Source organism: Pedobacter sp. (assembly GCF_040513095.1).
Classification (GTDB): Bacteria; Bacteroidota; Bacteroidia; order Sphingobacteriales; family Sphingobacteriaceae; genus Pedobacter.
Map to the genome: position 1 here is coordinate 1 of NZ_JBEVDX010000101.1, position 18,703 is coordinate 18,703.

Here is an 18,703-nt window from a genome sequence, read left to right on the forward strand (position 1 = left end):
ACCAAAAATACCTGCCACCCAGTTTTGCAAATGTGTAGCCGAATACTCACTTTTAAGGAAAGGAGTGATGTCATAAGCCATATCCGTAAACAGCTGAAGGTTATATTCTCCCGGTTTAATATCCCCGGCATTAACTACCCATAGGTTGCGGGCTTCTGCCTGGTAAGCTTTAGTCATTTCCTCACGTATGAGTGCAGGATGGGTAGTGGACAGCCACAGGTAGTCATGTGGCCTTCCCCAGTACGAAGCATGGTAATAAACACCGGAGCCACCATGACGTTCTTTTTCAGCTTTGCTGTTTAACCTCTGGATGTAGCCGTAATTATCATCGGGCCATACCAGCGTAACATCATCGGGTACCGGTAAACCTGCCTCATAGATATCCAGTACTTCTTTGTATATCGTAAATACCTGCGGTATTTCAGCGGCATCTTTTTGAATATACTTTTGCATCAGTCCGCGCTGATCATTAAAGATATTCTGCAACAGGGGAATGGCATCTTTGCTGTCTTTTACACCCTCCATACCACTGTCATGTACGCCGCGCATGCCAATAGTATAGATCACATTGTTGGCACTGCTTTCCTTTACTCGGCTCTCCCAGTAATTATAAACCCCTTGCCTGTTGGTCACATAATTAAAATGACCCATCTTCTTTTCATCCCACTCTCCAACGTTATTTCTCAACATCGGTTCGGCGTGCGAGGAACCAACCACTATATCGTAATCAGCGGCCATTTTTTTATTCCCAGGATAGGAGTAGAAAGGTTTTGTACTTGGATGCATGGCTGGCCAGATCAGGTTAGCCTTCAACCTGAGCAGCAGCTCAAAAACTTTTGCATAGGTTTTTGGACCTATATCACCTGTTTCCCGTTCAAAGGTTTTAGCTGCCCAGGGTTGCAGGCCCCAGTCTTCATCATTGATAAATATGCCACGGTATTTTACGGAAGGGCTGGGAGAGGTATAAAATTTAACATCGATGATCAGTTGTTTTTTAACTGCCGGATGCACATCGGCCCACCAGTACCATGGAGAAATCCCTATTTTTTCCGATATTGAAAACACGCCGTAAGCTGCGCCCCTGGAATCACTGCCTGTGATGACGAGCGCTTTCTGTATAGTTTTAGTGGGATTGTTTAAGATCCTGAGAGCGTATCTTTCCCATGTACCTTTTAAACTGCGGTCAGACGGCCCTTTAATCCGGGACAAAATCTCTGATCCTGCCGTTCCAATGATGATCACATTGCCTTTGGCCAGGTTCAGATCATAGATTACCGCAGGCAAATAGCCCGTTACCCGCTGAATATCCTCGGCAAGCAGCTGCGCGCATATTGAATCAAGCCTGCTTCCTGCTTTATCAATCACGATAGTGACTTTGTGATGCGGTGTAACCAGCTCAATCGGCGCCGCATTTATCCTGCAATAGCTGAAAAAAAACAGGAGGATCAGGAAAGGTTTATACATGGTTTTAGCTTAATGAGTGAAATGTCCGATATGCCAGAGTACACCAGAGGGATCATGAAGGAAACATTCCTCGCCCCATACCTCAACACGAACAGGGGAAAGCTTTACACCAGGATATTTAGCGGGCAGGTCAAGTACCTTTAATGACTGGTAAAAACTTTCAGCATTTTCTACTTCAAGGAACAGCATGGTATTTTCAATCCATTCCTTTAAATAATATTTTTGAAGATAAAAGGATAGTCCGCTTAACTCAAAAACTGACATATCCGGCGAGATAACTATTTCTGTGAACCCAAGTTCCCGGTAAAAGTTACGGGATACATCAAAGTCTTTGGCTCCAATAAAAGGCCGTAATGATTTTATCATCATAGTGCTTATGCTTTAAATCAAATATAAGTTATCCTGTATAAGCTAGTGTATATTTATATAATTTCTCTTATATATTTGGTTATGGAATTAAAGATCACTACCAGGAAAATTGAAGAATCTGATTTTGAATATATCTACAACGCGCTGTGTCAACTTGAAAACCAGATTTTGAACCGGGAGATCACCCTGGAGATATTCAATGAGAATATCACAAACCCAAACTTTCTTTATCTGATTGCTGAAATCAATAATGAAAAAGCGGGATTTATCACTTTTCATACCCAGAAATTAATGCATCACAGCGGCCTCGTCGGAGAAATTGAAGAATTCTATGTGGATGCACAATATAGGAGTAAAGGCGTAGGACGCGAGCTGATAACTACTATCAGGAGCTTTGCTGAATTAAAAAACCTGAAAAGTATAGAAGTAACAACCAATAAAAGAAGAACAGAAAATGTTGCAATTTATCAGTCTCTGGGTTTTAATCTGTCACATAACAAGTTTACAATTTACAGGACGTAGCATCAAAAAGTGTCAGCCAGGATGAAAATACAGAAGGAGATGCGGGATGATGCATCTCCTTTATATTTAGATTTTTACAGGAGTTGGTGCATCGGGCGAAATCAATCCTCCACTTTTCAGTTCGTCCCAAAATGCAGCAGGGATAACAGCAGTGAAAGACTCTGCATTGGCTTTAGCCTGTGCGGCATTCCAGGCACCGGGAATAACTCCGGAAACAACTTTTGGTGCTGCTGAAAATTGAAGTGCAGCACTACGAAGATCAGTATTGTGCTTCCGGGCAATCACCGATAATTTGTTCAACTTCTCTTTTGTACCAGCCGGGAAAGCACCCGAATAATCATAACGGTCTACTCCGGCGAGGAAACCGGCATTTAGCGGCGCACCTACTACGATAGAAATACCTCTTTTTTCGCAGGCCGGAAACAGCTTGTGCAGCGCTTCCTCATGTTTAATTAAAGAATACTGCGTTGCTGACAGAAAAATATCAGGATCTGATTTTTCTATTGCTTTTAGCGCAGGCTCCAGTGTATTCACGCCCAATCCCCATCCCTTAATAATTCCTTCCTCACGCATTTTGGTTAGTTCAGGCATAGCCCCCTTCAGGGCTTCGTCAAAATACTTTACCCAATTCTCTTTCATATCACCGTTATCAGGAGAGATGTCGTGAATATATACAATGTCCAGATAAGGAAGTCCCAGGCGCTGCAGGCTGTCTTCAATGCTGCGGCGGATACCGCTGGCCGAATAATCATAGCGGTAACTAAAGTTAAGTTTTCCTTTCCACAGACCGTCCTTCAGTAGAAAATCTTTATCAGGAGTCAGTAAACGGCCTACTTTTGTAGATAAAGTAAATTCTTCCCGTTTCTGATTGCGCAGAAAATGACCAAAACGACGTTCACTAAGACCAAGTCCATACCAGGGTGAGGTATCGTAGTAACGTACCCCGCTGTTCCATGCAGCCTGGAGCGCCTCGTTTACATCACTGTCAGGATTTTCATGGAAACCGTTTCCTGCTGCAACACCGCCAAATCCCGAAAGGGAAACAGGGCGGTAGCGCTGGTTTTTATCTTTTTGCGCTGTCATATCTGTCTGATTATATAATGTACCAAAAGCCGGCAACGCTGCTGAAGCAAGTACCCCGGCGGCTGCTAATGATGACTGACTCACGAATTTTCTTCTGTTCATTCGATTTAGGTATTTCAATGAAATCAGCTATTATCGTTCCAGTTTTTATTACATTCATCTTTCAGGCCTGTAATAACAGTATATTGTGAAAGAGAGAAACGGCTTTCAATATCAAATAAATAAGGGTATAAGCCTTATTGACAAAAATAAGACAAAGATTAATTTGGATGTTTAACCTTCTAACTATACCTTTGATTCATCAGATGACATGATCAACATATGAGTAATATAATAATCAGAAAGAGTCTTTCAGAAGTAGTAGCGGAAACATTGCATGAGCAAATCATCTCAGGTAAATACCAGCTTGATCAGCAGTTGCCTACTGAACCTGTATTGATGGAAGAATTTGGAGTAGGACGCTCAAGTATCCGTGAAGCCATTCGCAAGCTGGAAAATACCGGAGTCGTTAGGGTTCAGCAGGGGCTGGGAACGTTTGTGGCTTCCAAAAACGCCTTGTCAGAACCCCTGTCCAGAAGGCTGCAGTCGGCCCAGGAAAGTGACATAGAAGAAGTAAGAGAACTGCTCGAATTAAAAATTGTAGAAAAGGCCGCGCTTAACCGCACAAAAAAAGATATTCAGCATATTAAAGCAAGTCTGGAACGCAGAAACAAAGCCGCCGACCAGGAAAAATTGATAGTATGGCTGGAGGAAGATATAAATTTCCATATCAGCATTGCTGAAGCCAGCAAAAACCCAATCCTGACAGAGCTCTACAAGACATTCAGTGAGCAGCAGTTAAAAAGATCAATCGCAAAGAGCTATACTAAAAGCTTTTCTATGCACCGTTTAACAGAATGGCACGAGAAACTGGTTGAAGCAATCGTAGAACAAGATGTGAAGAAAGCCGTGAACGCAATTTTAGCAATGCACGGAAAAGAATAAAAATTTGCACTAAAACATCAGATGACCTGATGTACTAAAGTCCCTGAGAAATTATATAGTAAAAGATAAATGTGGACTAAAACATCAGATGACCTGATGTTGATAAAGAGGTTTTTTTTTAAGTGAAAACATCAGATGAACTGATGTGGTAATCATATAGAATATGAAAACAGTTTTTTTATTTCCCGGACAAGGTTCACAAAAAGCAGGGATGTTACAGGCCTTCGCACAGGACGATCCCATTGTAGCTGCCATATTTAAAGAAACTGAAGAAACTCTGGGCATCCCTGCTGTAACACTTGATAGCACTGAAAAGCTGGAATCTACACAATACGTGCAGCTATGCTTATTGATTACCGAAGTCATTTCGGCCAGAAGGTTACTCGCACAGGGGCTAACAGCAGATTATGTTGCAGGACATTCCATAGGCGCATTTTCTGCAGCGGTAATCAGTGGTGTGCTCACATTTGCACAGGCAGTAAAACTGGTAGATCTGCGTGGCAGGCTGATGCAGGAAGCATATCCTGAAAATTACGGAATGGCCGCCATGGTCGGCTTCACTGAAACAAGACTCAAAAAATATATCGATGAACATAATAAAAGTCACACTGCAGTATACCTTTCTAATGTCAATGCAGTTGACCAGCAGGTTGTGGCTGGCCAAAAAGACAGTCTCGAAATACTTATCCAATCCTTACAAAAAGCTGGGATAAACAAGGCAAAACTGCTGAACATGTCAGTGCCTTCACATTGCATCTTATTGGATAATGTGTCGGCCGCACTGAAAGAACAGATTGAACTGCTTGATCTCGGTGAACCACAGATACCGTATACATCAAATCACACCGGAAGACTGCTCAGAACAGCGGAAGCCGTCAGGAAGGATTTATATACCAGCGTAGCCAAAACTGTCAAATGGTACGATGGAACTACGCTGCTGTATGAACTGGAAGCAAGGTGTTTCATAGAAATGGAGCCGTCAGGAGTACTGTCAAAAATAGCTGAAGCGACTTTTCCAAACGCAATAGTCCTTCCCGTAGAAGAAAACGGAACCGACAAGGTGGTCTGGCTATGGAAAAACTATCAGCAGGAACAACATTAATAAAAAACAAATCAATAAAAAAAGGAGGCAAAAGTGTCAACTACATCATGGACAACAAAACGGGACGAGAAATCCCGCAGAATTAAAAACATTTCGCACTTAACCAGGGGTACGATTCTTAAAAAAGAAAATCTGGTAGAAGCCCTGGAAAGCCTGATCCAGCCGGGTGACAAGGTCGTTTTAGAAGGTGATAACCAGAAACAGGCATCATTTTTATCTACAGCACTGACACAGGTAAACCCTGCAAAAGTAAATAAGCTGCACATGATCATGTCCAGCGTTTCCAGAGCAGACCACCTGGATGTATTCGAAAAGGGAATCGCAGATAAACTGGACTTCTCATACGCAGGTCCGCAAAGTCTTCGCGTAGCACAGATGCTGGAAGATGGAATCCTGAAAATTGGTGAAATACATACTTACCTTGAGCTTTACGGCCGTTTATTCGTAGACCTTATTCCAAACGTGGTATTGGTGGCCGCAGATAAAGCAGACAGATTTGGTAACCTTTATACCGGTCCGAATACTGAAGAAACCCCTGCAATAGTAGAAGCAGCGGCATTTAAAGATGGTATCGTCATCGTACAGGTTAACCAAATTGTAGATGAACTGCCAAGGGTTGATATCCCTGCATCATGGGTAGATTTCGTAGTAGAATCAGAAGAACCTTACCAACTGGAAGCGCTGTTTACACGCGATCCAAAGCTGATCACAGAACTCCACATTCTGATTGGAATGATGAGCATCAGAGGAATTTACGAAAAACATAAAGTAAAATCTCTCAACCATGGTATTGGTTTCAATACCGCAGCAATTGAACTTTTACTGCCTACATATGGCGAGAGCTTAGGACTGAAAGGTAAAATTGCTACCAACTGGATCTTAAACCCGCACCCTACATTAATTCCTGCTATCGAAGCCGGATGGGTAGAAACTGTTCACTGCTTTGGTGGTGAAGTAGGGATGGAAAAATATGTGGCTGCCCGCCCCGATGTATTTTTCACCGGAAAAGATGGTTCACTCCGTTCAAATCGTGCCTATGCACAGGTTGCAGGACAATATGCAGTAGATATGTTCATCGGTTCTACGCTGCAGATAGACAAAAACGCAAACTCATCTACTGTGGTTTCGGGCAGACTTGCCGGTTTCGGAGGTGCGCCAAATATGGGGCATGATCCACGCGGAAGAAGGCACTCTACAGAAGCATGGTTAGACATGATGACTTCAGATGATCCCCTTGCTAAAGGCAGAAAACTGGTAGTACAAACAGTGGAAACCTTCCAGAATGGAAATACACCAGTTTTCGTGGAAACTTTAGATGCCATTGATGTAGCAAAAAAATCAGGCCTGGCTACCGCTCCGGTAATGATTTATGGTGATGATGTCACTCACGTAGTTACCGAAGAGGGTATCGCGTATACCTATAAAGCTGAAGGTGAGCAGGAACGCAGAGATGCATTAGCAGCTGTTGCAGGTGTAACTTCTATTGGCCAGCAGGTATCGCCGGCTGTAGTTCAGTCACTGCGCGACAGAGGAATAGTTGCTTATCCGGAAGATCTGGGCATCCAGCGTACACAGGCCAAAAGATCATTGCTTGCTGCCAAAAACGTACAGGACCTTGTAGATCAGTCGGGCGGCCTTTACAACCCACCTGCAAAATTCAAAAACTGGTAATTACTGATCCAAAAAAGGTAAAATGAAAGTATCAATAAAGCGCGTAACAGAAGAAGAGATTGCACAGCAACTGGCTCAGTTTGCGGTAGAAGCCTTACTGGAGGAGGTGCGTTTAACACCTAAACCCGGACTGGTAGACAAGCTGAACAATGGTACCCACCATGACTTAACGCTCGGTATCATGGAAACATCGGCAGAAGCTTTAAGAGAGTGTTTCTACGCTATGAGCATGGCAGGTTTCAACAACGGGCCTTCGCAATATTTGAGAGAAAGACTTGCCGCCATTGGCCGCTACGGCGAACAGCAAATGCTGGCTGCCACGGGACAGGTAAATACCCATAAGGGAGCAATCTGGGCACTGGGTTTGTTGACAGGAGCTGCAAGCGTTTTATGCTCTGCACAGGATGGAAAATTTTCTGCTGAACAGATCCTTGCTGCAGCAGGGCAGATCGCTTCCTTCCACGACCGCTTTGTCACACCACAGAAAACGCACGGGCTTGAAGTCCGCAAAGTTTATCCGGTACGCAGTGCCCGTGAAGAGGCAGCGCTGGGTTTCCCTTCAGTCCTTGAAACAGCAATCCCGGCCTGGGAAACTTATTCGCAGGATAATGAAGAGATCCGGAGATTAAATGTACTGCTGGCATTAATGGCTGTAGTTGATGATACCTGCATCCTTTACCGCAGTGATATGATCGTCCTGCGCGAAGTTCAGGAACAATGTAAACATATCCTGAAGAATGGCGGACTGGGCAATGCTGAAAACTGGAAAGCTTATACTTTACTGGATCAGTATATCACCGGTAAATGGGTATCGCCCGGTGGCAGCGCCGATCTCCTGGCCGCCACCATATTTATCAAAAAAATAACACAACACTTTAAAATCAATTCATAATGGAATCATTTTCATATACGTTGCCGGCTGCAAAAGAAGTTAGCCAAAGGGCACATACCGGAGTTGTAGGCTCTGGCGACCTGGAAATCATCATCGAACCAGGAAATAAAAAAAACATTGAATTTATCGTTCGTACGGCTTCAGAAGGATTTCAGGAAACATGGAAAGCAGTATTTAAGCGTTTCGCTGTCCACAATCCTATCGATGCTAAAATCACTATCAACGACTTTGGTGCTACACCTGGTGTAGTAAGCCTTCGCCTTGCACAAGCTGTTGAAATTGCAAATCAAAAATAAATTCAATTTAAAAATATTATTATGCGTACAAGTTTTGTTGAGCTAAAAGGCCGTGAACGTGCCATAGCGCTGTTGGATGAGGGAAGTTTTAACGAATTATTAGGTCCATTCGACCAGCTGGAATCGCCACATCTGGCACCACAGGGTATTGTTCCTGAAAGTGACGACGGAATGGTGATTGGTAAAGGAAAAATCAACGGTCAGGATGCTGTTGTGCTTTCTCTGGAGGGAGCCTTCCAGGGGGGTGGTATAGGTGAAGTTTGCGGCAGTAAAATCGCCGGATCACTGGAACGTGTACTGGCCGATAATAAAAACGGTAAAAAAGTAATTCCAATTATAATTTTTGATACGGGTGGTGTGCGGTTACAGGAAGCTAACTATGGCTTGCTGATTATCTCGGAGATCCAGTCGGCAATGGTTGCTTTACGCCAATATGTACCGGTAATCGGTTTGATTCCCGGAAACGTAGGTTGCTTCGGTGGTATGTCTATCACAGCAGCTTTGTGTACTGATCTGATCATGACCAATGTGGCGCGTTTTGGCTTCAATGGTCCGGAAGTAATTGAACAGGAAGCTGGTGTTGAAGAGTTTAACTCCCGTGACCGCGGATTGATCTGGGGCACAATAGGAGGATCTGCACGTTTTGAAATGGGCTTAATCGACCAGCTGATTGACGATGATGTAACTGTTTTTAAAGCTGCGGTTCAGACTGCTATCGATAAAACACCAGCAGTGCCGCGTACGCAGCAGATTGACAAATATCTTTCGCTGATCAACCGCCTTGATCCAAAAATCAGGAATACCAGAGAAACAGTGGTTTCTTTATTGAAAGATACTTCTGCAGCGCCTGTACCGGCAATGGAAGATGCAAAAACACCAAGCCGCGGCCGTACCTGGTTCAATGCTTTTACTAATAATGCAGAATCTATAAGTTATTTGCCTAGTGTCCTGGCAGCAAATGCCGATTTTCAAGGCGCGCCAACGCTATTTTTAGCGGTAGTACCTAATGCTGCAAACCGTTACCACCGTGCAGGCAAAGGTGAAGTTGGTTTACAGGAAGGATGGGTACTGGCAAAATATATCCGCGAAGCGATTGCAGAAGATGCAGACAAAGCCGTAAAAAGAAACCTGGTTGCTTTGATTGATGTGCCAAGTCAGGCTTACGGATATAACGAGGAATTACTGGGCTTACATTATTCATGTGCAGCGAGTGCTGATGCTTATGCTTCGGCCAGATTAGCAGGTCATAAAGTAACAGGTATCATCGTAGGTAACGCGATTTCAGGAGCATTCCTGACTCACGGACTACAGTCGAGCCGCTTAATTGCACTGGATGACAAAGAGATCAATGTACAGGCCATGTCTAAACAATCTGCTGCAAGGATCACAAAACGTACAATAGAGGAACTCGAAGAAGCAACTAAAAAAGTACCTGCGATGGCTTATGATATCAATAACTATTATACGCTGGGTGCAATGGAAGAGTTAATAGAAGGTGTAAACGCTGATGCTCCATCTGCTGACGATGTGAAGAAAGTAGCAGCAGCACTGGCAAAAGCAATCGATGCCAATGACGGTACTTTAAGCCGCCGTCTGCAAACCGGGCCAGCGAAGGCACATGGCAGGGTTTACTCAATTTTGGTAAGGGAAAAACTGGCAGAGCAGTGGAGCTAAAACCCCACGATCTGTTAAGGGTCTATGCAATGGAGGATCTGGTGGCAGATCTTCCATTCCCAGCCTGGGCAAAAGAGGCAGTTCTGAATGCACCATTTGTGGTCGTCAGGCGCGCCGAAACCAGTAAGGGAATGGTTGCAGTAGGTATTCGTGGGCCACAACGCGGGCAGCGTCTGGCCTGCTGGTTACCCATTGGCGTGGTAAAGGAAGTAATTACTCCCTTTGACCTTGCTGAAAGGAAAAACTGGAAATCCGTTTATACCGGTGATGCCCCTGCGACAGTTACAAGTTTAGAGCAGATCAGTCTGCTGATGAAGGAGAGCGCATATCAGTGGGGGCCAACGGGCAGTACAGGCTTTGAGCTGGCGACAGGAGTCTCCACCGTTAAAGAGCGTAGTGATCTTGATCTGATCATCGATATGCCCGGAACACTAAGCGTAAGAACAGCAACCGAATTGCTGAACAGTATGGAGGATATCTCCGCTGTACGTTTAGATATCCAGCTCAATACTCCCTATGGAGGGATTTCTTTAAAAGAATTTACAGCTGCTTCCACTGTATTGGTGAAAACCAATCATGGGCCCGTGCTCATGGATGTAAGCAATATAACATTATAGGCAGCCCTTAGATAACCGCCCGGAGAGGCGCAGGGGATAACTATATCAAAAAAATAAATTTTATGAAGTATTACACAACAGCGCTTTTGGCTGTGCTAAGCTGTTCTGGATTAGCAGTACAGGCACAGGATGCAGCGCAGGCTGAAGATCCGAAGACCGTATCTCTGGATACGATAGCAAAACCTGTTCTCAGGGTGCTGAAAAAGTTGAAACTGTCCGGAACTATCCGTACAAGGTACAACGCCACTTTTAACAAACATATTGATATTGACGGATTGCAGCATAGCAATGGCTCGGATAAGTTTACCGACAATGCTTTTACCATCCCTAACGCCCGTTTGGTGTTACAGGGAGATGTTACTGACAGGCTGGATGTTTATGTAAGGGTAAATTTTGGTGATTTTAAAGGCTCACCAACAAGTAAGGTTCTCGAGTATGCCTACGGTACGTATAAAATCAATCCCTATCTGAACTTCCGGATGGGTGTTTACAGACCAAATTTTGGTCGTGAGGATGATCTGGCAACAGATTACCTGAGAACATTCGATTTCAGTAATCAATACACTGCCTTCGATGAAAACGGATGGATGAATTACCAGATGGGCGCAACCGTGATGGGTGAAGCTAAAATCGGTAAACTTCCTTTCAAATACTACTTAGGCGTAGTCAACGGTAACCGGAGAAACTCCTTTACTGATAATGACAACGGGAAGCAGTTCCCGGCGAGGGTTGAACTTGAGTTCAGCAGGAACTTCCAGGTTGGTGTAAATGGTGGTCTTGGGAAAGAATACGGCAGCAGCCTTTCTGTATGGGGGGCAGATGTGAATTACGAACGCCAGTTGAGCCGGAAATTGCATTTCCAGGTAGAGTCTGAATTTAAACAGGGAAATAACCAGAGTTTATTTTTCTCTGAGGACATACCAAATACAACAGTCAGCAATTACATGATGCGTGGCGCCTACGTTTTGCCAGGGGTAATGTATACGATCAACAAGAAGGAAATCAAAAGCCTGGAAGCCTCATTCAAATATGAATATTTTGATCCTAACTTTAAAAGGGATGGTAATGTGAGACAGCAGTACGTGCCTATGGTTGGGGTCGACTTTGCAGAAAACTATGCCTTCAGGCTGCAGTTTGGGGTGGTAATCGACCGCTATAACCATAATGTGCCCAACACCACTGAATACAATTCCAACAGATTTATCACTCAATTACAGATCAGATTCTAAAAAATACCGCAGATGGAAGTAGTAAATAATACGATAGATAAAACTTCAGCAGCTGTTGCTGAGCTCACATCAGTAGCTGCTGATGAGAAAACAACAAAAGTTGAAAACCCTATACAATACCTGCCAGTAGGACTATTTGGATCTACTGTCGCCCTTGCAGGTTTAGGAGTTGCATGGAAGCAATCATCCGCACTGTTTGGTGCTCCGCCAATAATTTCGGTTGGGGTAACCCTTGTTACCTGTATTGCTTTTGTGCTCCTCATTCTCAGTTATCTTACTAAAATGCTGAAATATCCTGAGAGAGTTAAAACAGAACTAAACAATCCTGTCGCTGCCAACTTCCTGGGTACATTCTTTATCTCGGCTGTGCTTATTGCATCCTTAATTGTTCCTTTTTCATTGAATCTGGCAAGAACAGTATGGATCATTGGGGCAATTGGCGGCCTTGTGTTTATGTTTATACTTACTTCAAGGCTTTACAGAGGGCAGTTAAAGATTACAGACGCAGTACCTCCTACATTAATACCAGGTTTAACTGTGTTAAATACGGCTACGGCAGGAGCTGCAATGCAATGGGGATGGTTTACCCACGAATTTGATTTGATCCTGTTCTCCTTAGGAATTGTGTATGTATTCGTGTTTTTTGTGCTGATCAGTTACAGGCTGATTCACCGTGAGCCGGTTGTTATTTTCCTTGTGCCAACGCTCTTGCTGATGTGTGCACCATTTGAGGTTGGATTTATAACTTATATGAGCCAGGTACCACAGGTAGACATGTTTGCTTCGGTAATCTTTTATTTCGGGCTTTTCATATTCGTTGTCCTCTTCTTTTTTGTTTTTAAAAAGGGACTTCCATTTATGGTTTCCTGGTGGGGATCATGTTTCTCCGCAGGCGCACTGGCCAATGCAGCTATCAAATATGCCAATGTAAGTCAGGATCCACTGGTGAAAGACATTGCGATTTTTCTGCTGATCGTGCTGACGGTTATGGTGATCATCACCTTCACACTAACAATAAAGTATCTGGCTAAGGGCAAACTACTGAAACCCTAAACCATTAATTTCAATTGTATAATCAATTATAAATATGTCATCAAATACATCCTCAAACACATCAGTTGTTGAGCTCTCTACTGCTAACCCTGCACCACTTGGCTTGTGTGCCTTTGGTATGACCACCGTCTTACTGAATCTTCATAACGCAGGTTTTTTTCAAATGAATTCCATGATCCTTGCGATGGGAATATTTTACGGCGGACTTGCGCAGGTGATTGCCGGAATTATGGAAGCCAAAAAGAACAATACTTTCGGGTTTACTGCTTTCAGTTCCTTTGGTTTTTTCTGGCTTTCTTTAGTTGCGCTGCTGCTGATGCCAAAATTTGGCTGGGCAGTTGCCGCCGATGAAGGAGGCATGATCGCCTATTTTGCTGTGTGGGCACTTTTCACATTTTTATTGTTCATCGGAACTTTGAAGTTGAACCGCGGCCTGCAGGTAGTTTTTGCATCGCTTACGCTGCTCTTCTTACTACTGATTGCAGGAGAGCTTACAGGTTCGGCAGGGATCAAAGCTTTCACCGGATTTGAGGGGATCATTTGTGGTTTATCTGCAATCTATGTTGGTACTGCCCAGGTGATCAACGAAGTGTATGCACGTACGGTTCTTCCTATTTAACTAAATACATTATTTTTCAGCACCGTTAGCATTAACGGTGCATTTTTATTTTCGTAAATATACGACATAAGGTGAGTGGTTTTAATGTGTTTTGTAAGATAAGTGTCTGGTAAATAATGTCTTCTGTTGTGGTCGATAGTTTGTCTTGCTGATAGCAAACAAATAAAAATATGAAAACAACAAAAAACTTAAACGTGGCAGTTGCTGCAGCGATTTTATTTACTTCGCTATTCAATTTCAACCCTGTACAGGCACAAACACCAGTGAAGAACATCGTGATCGTCCATGGCGCATTTGCTGATGCATCCGGATGGGAATCGGTTTACAAGATTCTGGTAAAAGATGGTTATCACGTTTCTTTGGTACAAAACCCAACAAGTTCATTAGCTGAAGACGTCGCAGCAACTAACTTCGTTCTGGATCGCCAGGATGGCCCTGTAGTTTTAGTCGGTCACTCCTGGGGAGGTACGGTTATTACTGAAGCAGGTAATGCAGAGAAAGTGAAAAGCCTGGTTTATGTAGCTGCATTCATTCCTGATGCTGGGGAATCCACACTGGCCCTGGTAGAAAAAGTAGCTGCTCCAAAAGGCATTCTGGCTCCTGATGCTAAAGGAAATGTTTACCTCGGTAAAGCTACCTTCCAGGAAACATTTGCCAACGGACAGACTAAGGAAAAATCAGACTTTATGTTTGATTCTCAGATCCCGCTTACCGTAAAGTCATTTACAGATAAAATCACAACGGCGGCATGGAAAAATAAGCCGGTATATGCAGTGAAACCATCAAATGATGAGACCATTGATATGGGCCTTGAAGACACAATGTATAAACGTGCCAATGCAAAAGTAACCCAGGTTAAAGGTGGGCATACTTTATTCATGACCAGTCCCAGGGAAGTTGCTGCTGTTATCGAAGAAGCTGCAAAATAATTCAGTCCAAAACACTTTCAATCCATACTAAATTATTGATCAGAGATGGAAAATCAAATCCGGGTAATTAAAGATTTGCCCTATCAAGGTGACCTGAAGCTGGACGTATATAGTGGCATTAATGCAAAAGGTGCTATAATTGATATTCACGGCGGAGGCTGGTTCCAGGGGGATAAGCTTAAGGATGAAGATCTTGCGACAATGTTATGTAACGAAGGATATCTTGTGATCGTCCCGGATTACAGGCTTACCCCCAAAGGAGTCTTTCCGGCAGGACGTGAGGATATATTCGCGTCACTGGAGTGGCTTCGGTTATCAGAGTATCAGTTTGACCGCACTAAAATAGCTGTCTGGGGAAGCTCTGCAGGAGGCAACCTGGCTGTGGAAGTTGCATTGATGAAAGGCCTCCCGGCGGTAAGCTGGTCTGGAATTATCGACCTGGAAGGATTTATGCTGGAAACAGACGGACAGGCTTCAGCTAAAAAGGATAACCTGGATGGCAGTATTCCCAGCGCCAATATCAATCAGGGGGGACGAAACGATGCTTTTTTACGGTGGTGTATTGATGAGTTGATTGGAAAGGACAGATGTTTGTTACATGAAGCAACGCCGCTAACAAGGGTTAGCGCGCAAAGCGGTCCAGTTTACATTGCCAATTCAATGGATGAATTTGTGCCTGCTGAAGGCGCTTTAAAGCTACAAAACTCTCTGTTGAGGGTTGGCGTACCCAGCACAGTTCAGCTGGTATCAGGAACCCTGCATGGCAAGGGTTATATGTCAGATGCGATTATTCCTTCCTTAAGCTTTCTGGATACATTTCTTCAGAATCGCAAATAATACTGGAGACATAGAATGGCTGCCTCGAGAAAGCCATTCTATGTCTTAAAACCATCAGATCATTTTCCGGGGATCAACGATTTCATCATATTTTACTGCATCAATGTAGCCACTTTGCAGAGCCGCTTCTCTGAGGGTAAGGTTGTTGTTCATCGCAGTATGCGCAATTACAGAGGCTTTATCATAACCGATTTCCGGACTCAGCGCCGTAACCAGCATCAGCGACCTGTCCAGGTACTCATTGATTTTAGGCAGGTTAAGCTTCGTCCCTTCAACAGAGAAAACCCTGAATTTCTCTGCACCATCAGCCAGAATAGTTAGTGAATGCAGAAAATTGTTAATCACAATTGGCCGCATCGCATTGAGTTCAAAATTTCCCTGGCTGCCGGCAAACGCCACAGCGGTATCCTCGCCAATCACCTGAATACAAATCATAATAATTGCTTCGCATTGTGTAGGATTAACTTTGCCAGGCATAATACTTGATCCGGGCTCATTGGGCGGCAAAATCAATTCGCCTATCCCACACCGCGGACCGGATGCCAGCCACCTCATATCATTCGCGATTTTCATCAGTGCGATAGCAATTCCCCTCAGGGAAGCCATAGCAGCTACGAGGGCATCAAGTGATCCTTGCGCAGCAAATTTGTTTGCAGCAGTGATAAATGGTTTGCCAGTCAGCTCAGCCAATTGAGCAGCAAACTTTTCTGCAAATCCATCAGGTGCATTTAATCCGGTGCCTACAGCTGTACCTCCCTCAGCAACTTCATACAATTTTGTTCTGCTCGCTTTTACCCGCTCTATTGCGTCCGAAAGCTGGGCAGCATATCCTGACCATTCCTGGCCAACAGTGAGGGGTACGGCATCCTGCAGATGAGTTCTGCCAATTTTGACCACATCATTCCATTCCTTTGCTTTACCGGAAATTGCCCGCTCAAGATTTTCAAGTGCCGGAAGTAAATGATTGTCAATTGCAAAAATTGCTGCAATATGCATCGCTGTGGGAAAACTGTCATTTGACGACTGACCCATATTGACATGGTCATTGGGATGAACCGGGGTCTTACTGCCGATAGTCCCGCCAAGTAACTGGATAGCACGATTGGAAATCACTTCATTCACGTTCATATTCGATTGTGTACCTGAGCCAGTCTGCCAGACAAAAAGAGGAAATTCAGCATCAAGCTTTTTGTCAATGATTTCATCGGTGACCCTGCCAATTGCTTCAGCGATTTCTGCCGGGAGCCGTCCGTCAGCAAGATTAACTATAGCCGCAGTCTTCTTTACGTAGCCATAGGCATGGTAAACCTCTTTGGGCATTTTATCACTACCTATAGAAAAATGTATTAAACTGCGCTGGGTCTGTGCGCCCCAGTAGTGTTCGGCAGGAACTTCAACCGTACCCATAGCATCACTTTCAATCCGGATACCGATCTGTCCTGTAGAGGCAGCTGCTGCGTGTTTTTTTTCCATATTTTCTGAATCTGAGGTTCCGTTAATTTTCATCGGGAACGAAGTGTGTATCTGAATTTTCTTTATATACCACGTAAATACGTTTCCAGGGCTGATCATCGAGCAGTCTCCATTTATGGCCTGTTCCCAGATGATCAGTTGCCAGCAAAACATCGCCGGGCTTAATAACAAAGGATTCGCCACCCTTTGTGGTAAATTCCAGTATCCCTGAAAGGGTGATCACATATTGGGGCACGGGGTCATTGTGCCAGTCGAATGATGAGCTTGCTGCCGTCTCCTTAAATAATGCATGGTCGGCCGGCACCAGCGCATCCGCACTGATTTGTCCGCGTTTGAAATGTGAATTGCCGTCTGCTCCGGTGTATAATAGATATGCTGTGATCATGAGATAATATTTTTAATGTTCAACACTGCTGCGGTTTTTGCCCTGAGCTCCAGGCCAAGGCTGGGATTATCAATTAAGGATTGTCCGTACGATGGAATCATTTGCCTGAGTTTCTCAGTCCAGCCGTTATTTTTAAGCTGATCTGCAAAACATTTCTCCAGGACATCAACCATAATCGCTACTGCAGTGGATGCTCCTGGTGATGCACCCAGCATGGCAATAATACTGTTATCTGCTGCGCCAACCAGTTCAGTTCCAAACTCAAGGATTCCGCCATGTACATCATCTTTCCTGATGATCTGCACGCGCTGTCCGGCTACTTCCAGCCGCCAGTCTTCCTCTTTGGCTTCGGGGAAAAACTCTTTCAAAGCAGCAAACTTTTCCTCCTGCGATTCCAAAACCTGGCCTATGAGATATTTTGTAAGTGCGATATTGTCCCGGCCTACTGCCAGCAGCGGCAATATGTTATCCATGTCGATTGATCCGAATAAGTCGAGATAAGAGCCATGTTTCAGGAATTTTGTCGAAAAACCTGCGTATGGACCAAACAACAGCGAAACTTTTCCATCAATATGCCGCTGGTCCAAATGAGGCACCGACATAGGAGGGGAGCCAACAGCAGCTTTCCCATATACTTTTGCATGATGTACCTTGGCAATAGCTTCATTATCAGTACGCAGCCAGACACCACTCACAGGAAATCCTGCGTAACCATGGGCTTCGGGTATGCCCGACTTTTGCAGCAGGGGTAAGGAACCACCACCGGCCCCGATAAAAATAAAAGGAGTAGTGAGGAAGTGATGCTCTCCGGTATTTTCATCCCGTATCTGCGCTTTCCAGTTCAGGCCTTCACGCTCCAGATCCTGCACGCGGTGGTTGTAATGAATGACCACGTTTTCTTTTCCAGCCAGGGAATCAAGCAATTTGCGGGTGAGAGAGCCATAGTCTACGTCTGTGCCGGTTTGCATACGTGTTGCCGCCACCAGCTCTTCGGAATCCCTGCCCTCCATTACCAGTGGAATCCATTCTTTAATAATGGCTTTGTCCGCTGTAAATTCCATTGCCTGGTAGAGAGGGTTGGCTGACAGGGCTTCAAAACGTTTTTTCAAGTATGCCACATTTTCTGCGCCGGTAACAAAACTCATGTGCGGAACGGAGTTGATAAACTCCTGAGGATCCTTTACTATCCCATTGGCAACCAGATAGGCCCAAAGCTGTCTTGAGAGATCAAACTCGGTATTCACCTTCAGGGCTTTTGCAATATCGATGCTGCCATCAGGGTTTTCAGGCGTGTAATTCAGTTCACATAAAGCGGCATGTCCTGTACCGGCATTATTCCAGGCATTGGAACTTTCCAGCGCGGGTTGATCAAGTACTTCATAGATCCTGATTTTTAGGCCAGGATCAAGCTGGTTAAGTAGTACTGCAAGGGTTGCAGACATAATGCCTGCTCCAACAAGAATAACGTCTGGTTGGTGCTGGGTTAAGCTTGATTCTTTCATAG

19 protein-coding genes are annotated in these 18,703 nt (G+C 44.3%); 13 read left to right on the forward strand and 6 right to left on the reverse strand.

All coding sequences use genetic code 11. From position 1 onward, the window contains the following. Together ABWY16_RS11945 and ABWY16_RS11950 are read right to left on the reverse strand one after the other, a co-directional pair. The coding region (locus tag ABWY16_RS11945) for a glycosyl hydrolase 115 family protein (RefSeq protein ID WP_353904870.1) at nucleotides 1-1,464 on the reverse strand (1,464 nt) is incomplete at its 3' end. Between the two features lie 9 nt (nucleotides 1,465-1,473). After that, nucleotides 1,474-1,833, reverse strand: a complete 360-nt coding sequence (locus tag ABWY16_RS11950; protein ID WP_353904871.1) for a VOC family protein — start codon at nucleotides 1,831-1,833, stop codon at nucleotides 1,474-1,476. Nucleotides 1,834-1,914: 81 nt separating this feature from the next. Between ABWY16_RS11950 and ABWY16_RS11955 the strand changes: the two genes are divergently transcribed. After that, entirely contained in the window at nucleotides 1,915-2,355 is a 441-nt protein-coding gene (locus ABWY16_RS11955; RefSeq protein WP_353904872.1) for a GNAT family N-acetyltransferase, read from the forward strand. A 66-nt stretch (nucleotides 2,356-2,421) separates the two neighbouring features. Here the strand turns inward: ABWY16_RS11955 and ABWY16_RS11960 are convergent, their stop codons facing one another. Beyond that, complete coding sequence (locus ABWY16_RS11960; protein WP_353904873.1) at nucleotides 2,422-3,540, reverse strand: aldo/keto reductase; 1,119 nt, start codon at nucleotides 3,538-3,540, stop codon at nucleotides 2,422-2,424. Between the two features lie 219 nt (nucleotides 3,541-3,759). On the opposite strand from ABWY16_RS11960, the gene ABWY16_RS11965 reads away from it, so the two are divergent. The 12 genes from ABWY16_RS11965 (at nucleotide 3,760) to ABWY16_RS12020 (ending at nucleotide 15,341) form a co-directional block, all read left to right on the forward strand. Continuing rightward, nucleotides 3,760-4,422 (forward strand): FadR/GntR family transcriptional regulator, encoded by a 663-nt coding sequence (locus tag ABWY16_RS11965; protein WP_353904874.1) that lies wholly within the window; start codon nucleotides 3,760-3,762, stop codon nucleotides 4,420-4,422. A gap of 163 nt (nucleotides 4,423-4,585) precedes the next feature. Then, nucleotides 4,586-5,524 (forward strand): ACP S-malonyltransferase, encoded by a 939-nt coding sequence (locus ABWY16_RS11970; protein ID WP_353904875.1) that lies wholly within the window; start codon nucleotides 4,586-4,588, stop codon nucleotides 5,522-5,524. Nucleotides 5,525-5,557: 33 nt separating this feature from the next. Further along, entirely contained in the window at nucleotides 5,558-7,195 is a 1,638-nt protein-coding gene (mdcA, locus tag ABWY16_RS11975) for a malonate decarboxylase subunit alpha (RefSeq protein ID WP_353904876.1), read from the forward strand. 22 nt (nucleotides 7,196-7,217) lie between these two features. Further along, on the forward strand, nucleotides 7,218-8,087 hold the full coding sequence (locus tag ABWY16_RS11980; protein WP_353904877.1) for a triphosphoribosyl-dephospho-CoA synthase: 870 nt from the start codon (nucleotides 7,218-7,220) through the stop codon (nucleotides 8,085-8,087). Next, nucleotides 8,087-8,383, forward strand: a complete 297-nt coding sequence (locus tag ABWY16_RS11985) for a malonate decarboxylase subunit delta (RefSeq protein WP_353904878.1) — start codon at nucleotides 8,087-8,089, stop codon at nucleotides 8,381-8,383. The genes ABWY16_RS11980 and ABWY16_RS11985 overlap by 1 nt, the downstream gene beginning before the upstream one ends. Nucleotides 8,384-8,404: 21 nt before the next feature. Next, nucleotides 8,405-10,057: a biotin-independent malonate decarboxylase subunit beta gene (locus ABWY16_RS11990; protein WP_353904879.1), complete on the forward strand. Its 1,653-nt coding sequence runs from the start codon at nucleotides 8,405-8,407 to the stop codon at nucleotides 10,055-10,057. Then, nucleotides 10,048-10,674: a malonate decarboxylase holo-ACP synthase gene (locus ABWY16_RS11995; RefSeq protein ID WP_353904880.1), complete on the forward strand. Its 627-nt coding sequence runs from the start codon at nucleotides 10,048-10,050 to the stop codon at nucleotides 10,672-10,674. Before ABWY16_RS11990 ends, ABWY16_RS11995 begins: the two co-directional genes overlap by 10 nt. 62 nt (nucleotides 10,675-10,736) lie before the next feature. Further along, on the forward strand, nucleotides 10,737-11,903 hold the full coding sequence (locus ABWY16_RS12000; RefSeq protein ID WP_353904881.1) for a putative porin: 1,167 nt from the start codon (nucleotides 10,737-10,739) through the stop codon (nucleotides 11,901-11,903). Nucleotides 11,904-11,915: 12 nt separating this feature from the next. Continuing rightward, nucleotides 11,916-12,956 carry an SLAC1 family transporter gene (locus ABWY16_RS12005; RefSeq protein ID WP_353904882.1) on the forward strand — a complete coding sequence of 347 codons (1,041 nt, stop codon included), beginning with the start codon at nucleotides 11,916-11,918 and terminating at the stop codon, nucleotides 12,954-12,956. A 34-nt stretch (nucleotides 12,957-12,990) separates the two neighbouring features. Further along, nucleotides 12,991-13,575: an acetate uptake transporter gene (locus ABWY16_RS12010; RefSeq protein ID WP_353904883.1), complete on the forward strand. Its 585-nt coding sequence runs from the start codon at nucleotides 12,991-12,993 to the stop codon at nucleotides 13,573-13,575. Between the two features lie 170 nt (nucleotides 13,576-13,745). Continuing rightward, nucleotides 13,746-14,504 (forward strand): alpha/beta hydrolase, encoded by a 759-nt coding sequence (locus tag ABWY16_RS12015; RefSeq protein WP_353904884.1) that lies wholly within the window; start codon nucleotides 13,746-13,748, stop codon nucleotides 14,502-14,504. Nucleotides 14,505-14,549: 45 nt separating this feature from the next. After that, nucleotides 14,550-15,341: an alpha/beta hydrolase gene (locus tag ABWY16_RS12020; protein ID WP_353904885.1), complete on the forward strand. Its 792-nt coding sequence runs from the start codon at nucleotides 14,550-14,552 to the stop codon at nucleotides 15,339-15,341. A gap of 54 nt (nucleotides 15,342-15,395) precedes the next feature. Here ABWY16_RS12020 and fumC read toward each other — a convergent pair whose 3' ends face one another. The 3 genes from fumC to mqo form a co-directional block, all read right to left on the reverse strand. Continuing rightward, the gene (gene fumC / locus ABWY16_RS12025) at nucleotides 15,396-16,775 is read right to left on the reverse strand and encodes a class II fumarate hydratase (protein WP_353904950.1); all 1,380 of its coding nucleotides are present in this window, start codon (nucleotides 16,773-16,775) and stop codon (nucleotides 15,396-15,398) included. A 61-nt stretch (nucleotides 16,776-16,836) separates the two neighbouring features. Further along, entirely contained in the window at nucleotides 16,837-17,199 is a 363-nt protein-coding gene (locus ABWY16_RS12030) for a cupin domain-containing protein (RefSeq protein ID WP_353904886.1), read from the reverse strand. Continuing rightward, entirely contained in the window at nucleotides 17,196-18,701 is a 1,506-nt protein-coding gene (mqo, locus tag ABWY16_RS12035) for a malate dehydrogenase (quinone) (RefSeq protein WP_353904887.1), read from the reverse strand. Before mqo ends, ABWY16_RS12030 begins: the two co-directional genes overlap by 4 nt. Between the last annotated feature and the right edge of the window lie 2 nt (nucleotides 18,702-18,703).

Coding starts and splice junctions, on each gene's coding strand:
- ABWY16_RS11955 (WP_353904872.1), top strand. CDS start 1,915: ATGGAATTAAAGATCACTACCAGGAAAATTGAAGAATCTGATTTTGAA.
- ABWY16_RS12010 (WP_353904883.1), top strand. CDS start 12,991: ATGTCATCAAATACATCCTCAAACACATCAGTTGTTGAGCTCTCTACT.
- ABWY16_RS12000 (WP_353904881.1), top strand. CDS start 10,737: ATGAAGTATTACACAACAGCGCTTTTGGCTGTGCTAAGCTGTTCTGGA.
- ABWY16_RS11970 (WP_353904875.1), top strand. CDS start 4,586: ATGAAAACAGTTTTTTTATTTCCCGGACAAGGTTCACAAAAAGCAGGG.
- ABWY16_RS12030 (WP_353904886.1), bottom strand. CDS start 17,199: ATGATCACAGCATATCTATTATACACCGGAGCAGACGGCAATTCACAT.
- ABWY16_RS11950 (WP_353904871.1), bottom strand. CDS start 1,833: ATGATGATAAAATCATTACGGCCTTTTATTGGAGCCAAAGACTTTGAT.
- ABWY16_RS12005 (WP_353904882.1), top strand. CDS start 11,916: ATGGAAGTAGTAAATAATACGATAGATAAAACTTCAGCAGCTGTTGCT.
- ABWY16_RS11985 (WP_353904878.1), top strand. CDS start 8,087: ATGGAATCATTTTCATATACGTTGCCGGCTGCAAAAGAAGTTAGCCAA.
- ABWY16_RS11965 (WP_353904874.1), top strand. CDS start 3,760: ATGAGTAATATAATAATCAGAAAGAGTCTTTCAGAAGTAGTAGCGGAA.
- ABWY16_RS12015 (WP_353904884.1), top strand. CDS start 13,746: ATGAAAACAACAAAAAACTTAAACGTGGCAGTTGCTGCAGCGATTTTA.
- ABWY16_RS12020 (WP_353904885.1), top strand. CDS start 14,550: ATGGAAAATCAAATCCGGGTAATTAAAGATTTGCCCTATCAAGGTGAC.
- ABWY16_RS11960 (WP_353904873.1), bottom strand. CDS start 3,540: ATGAACAGAAGAAAATTCGTGAGTCAGTCATCATTAGCAGCCGCCGGG.
- mqo (WP_353904887.1), bottom strand. CDS start 18,701: ATGAAAGAATCAAGCTTAACCCAGCACCAACCAGACGTTATTCTTGTT.
- ABWY16_RS11980 (WP_353904877.1), top strand. CDS start 7,218: ATGAAAGTATCAATAAAGCGCGTAACAGAAGAAGAGATTGCACAGCAA.
- ABWY16_RS11990 (WP_353904879.1), top strand. CDS start 8,405: ATGCGTACAAGTTTTGTTGAGCTAAAAGGCCGTGAACGTGCCATAGCG.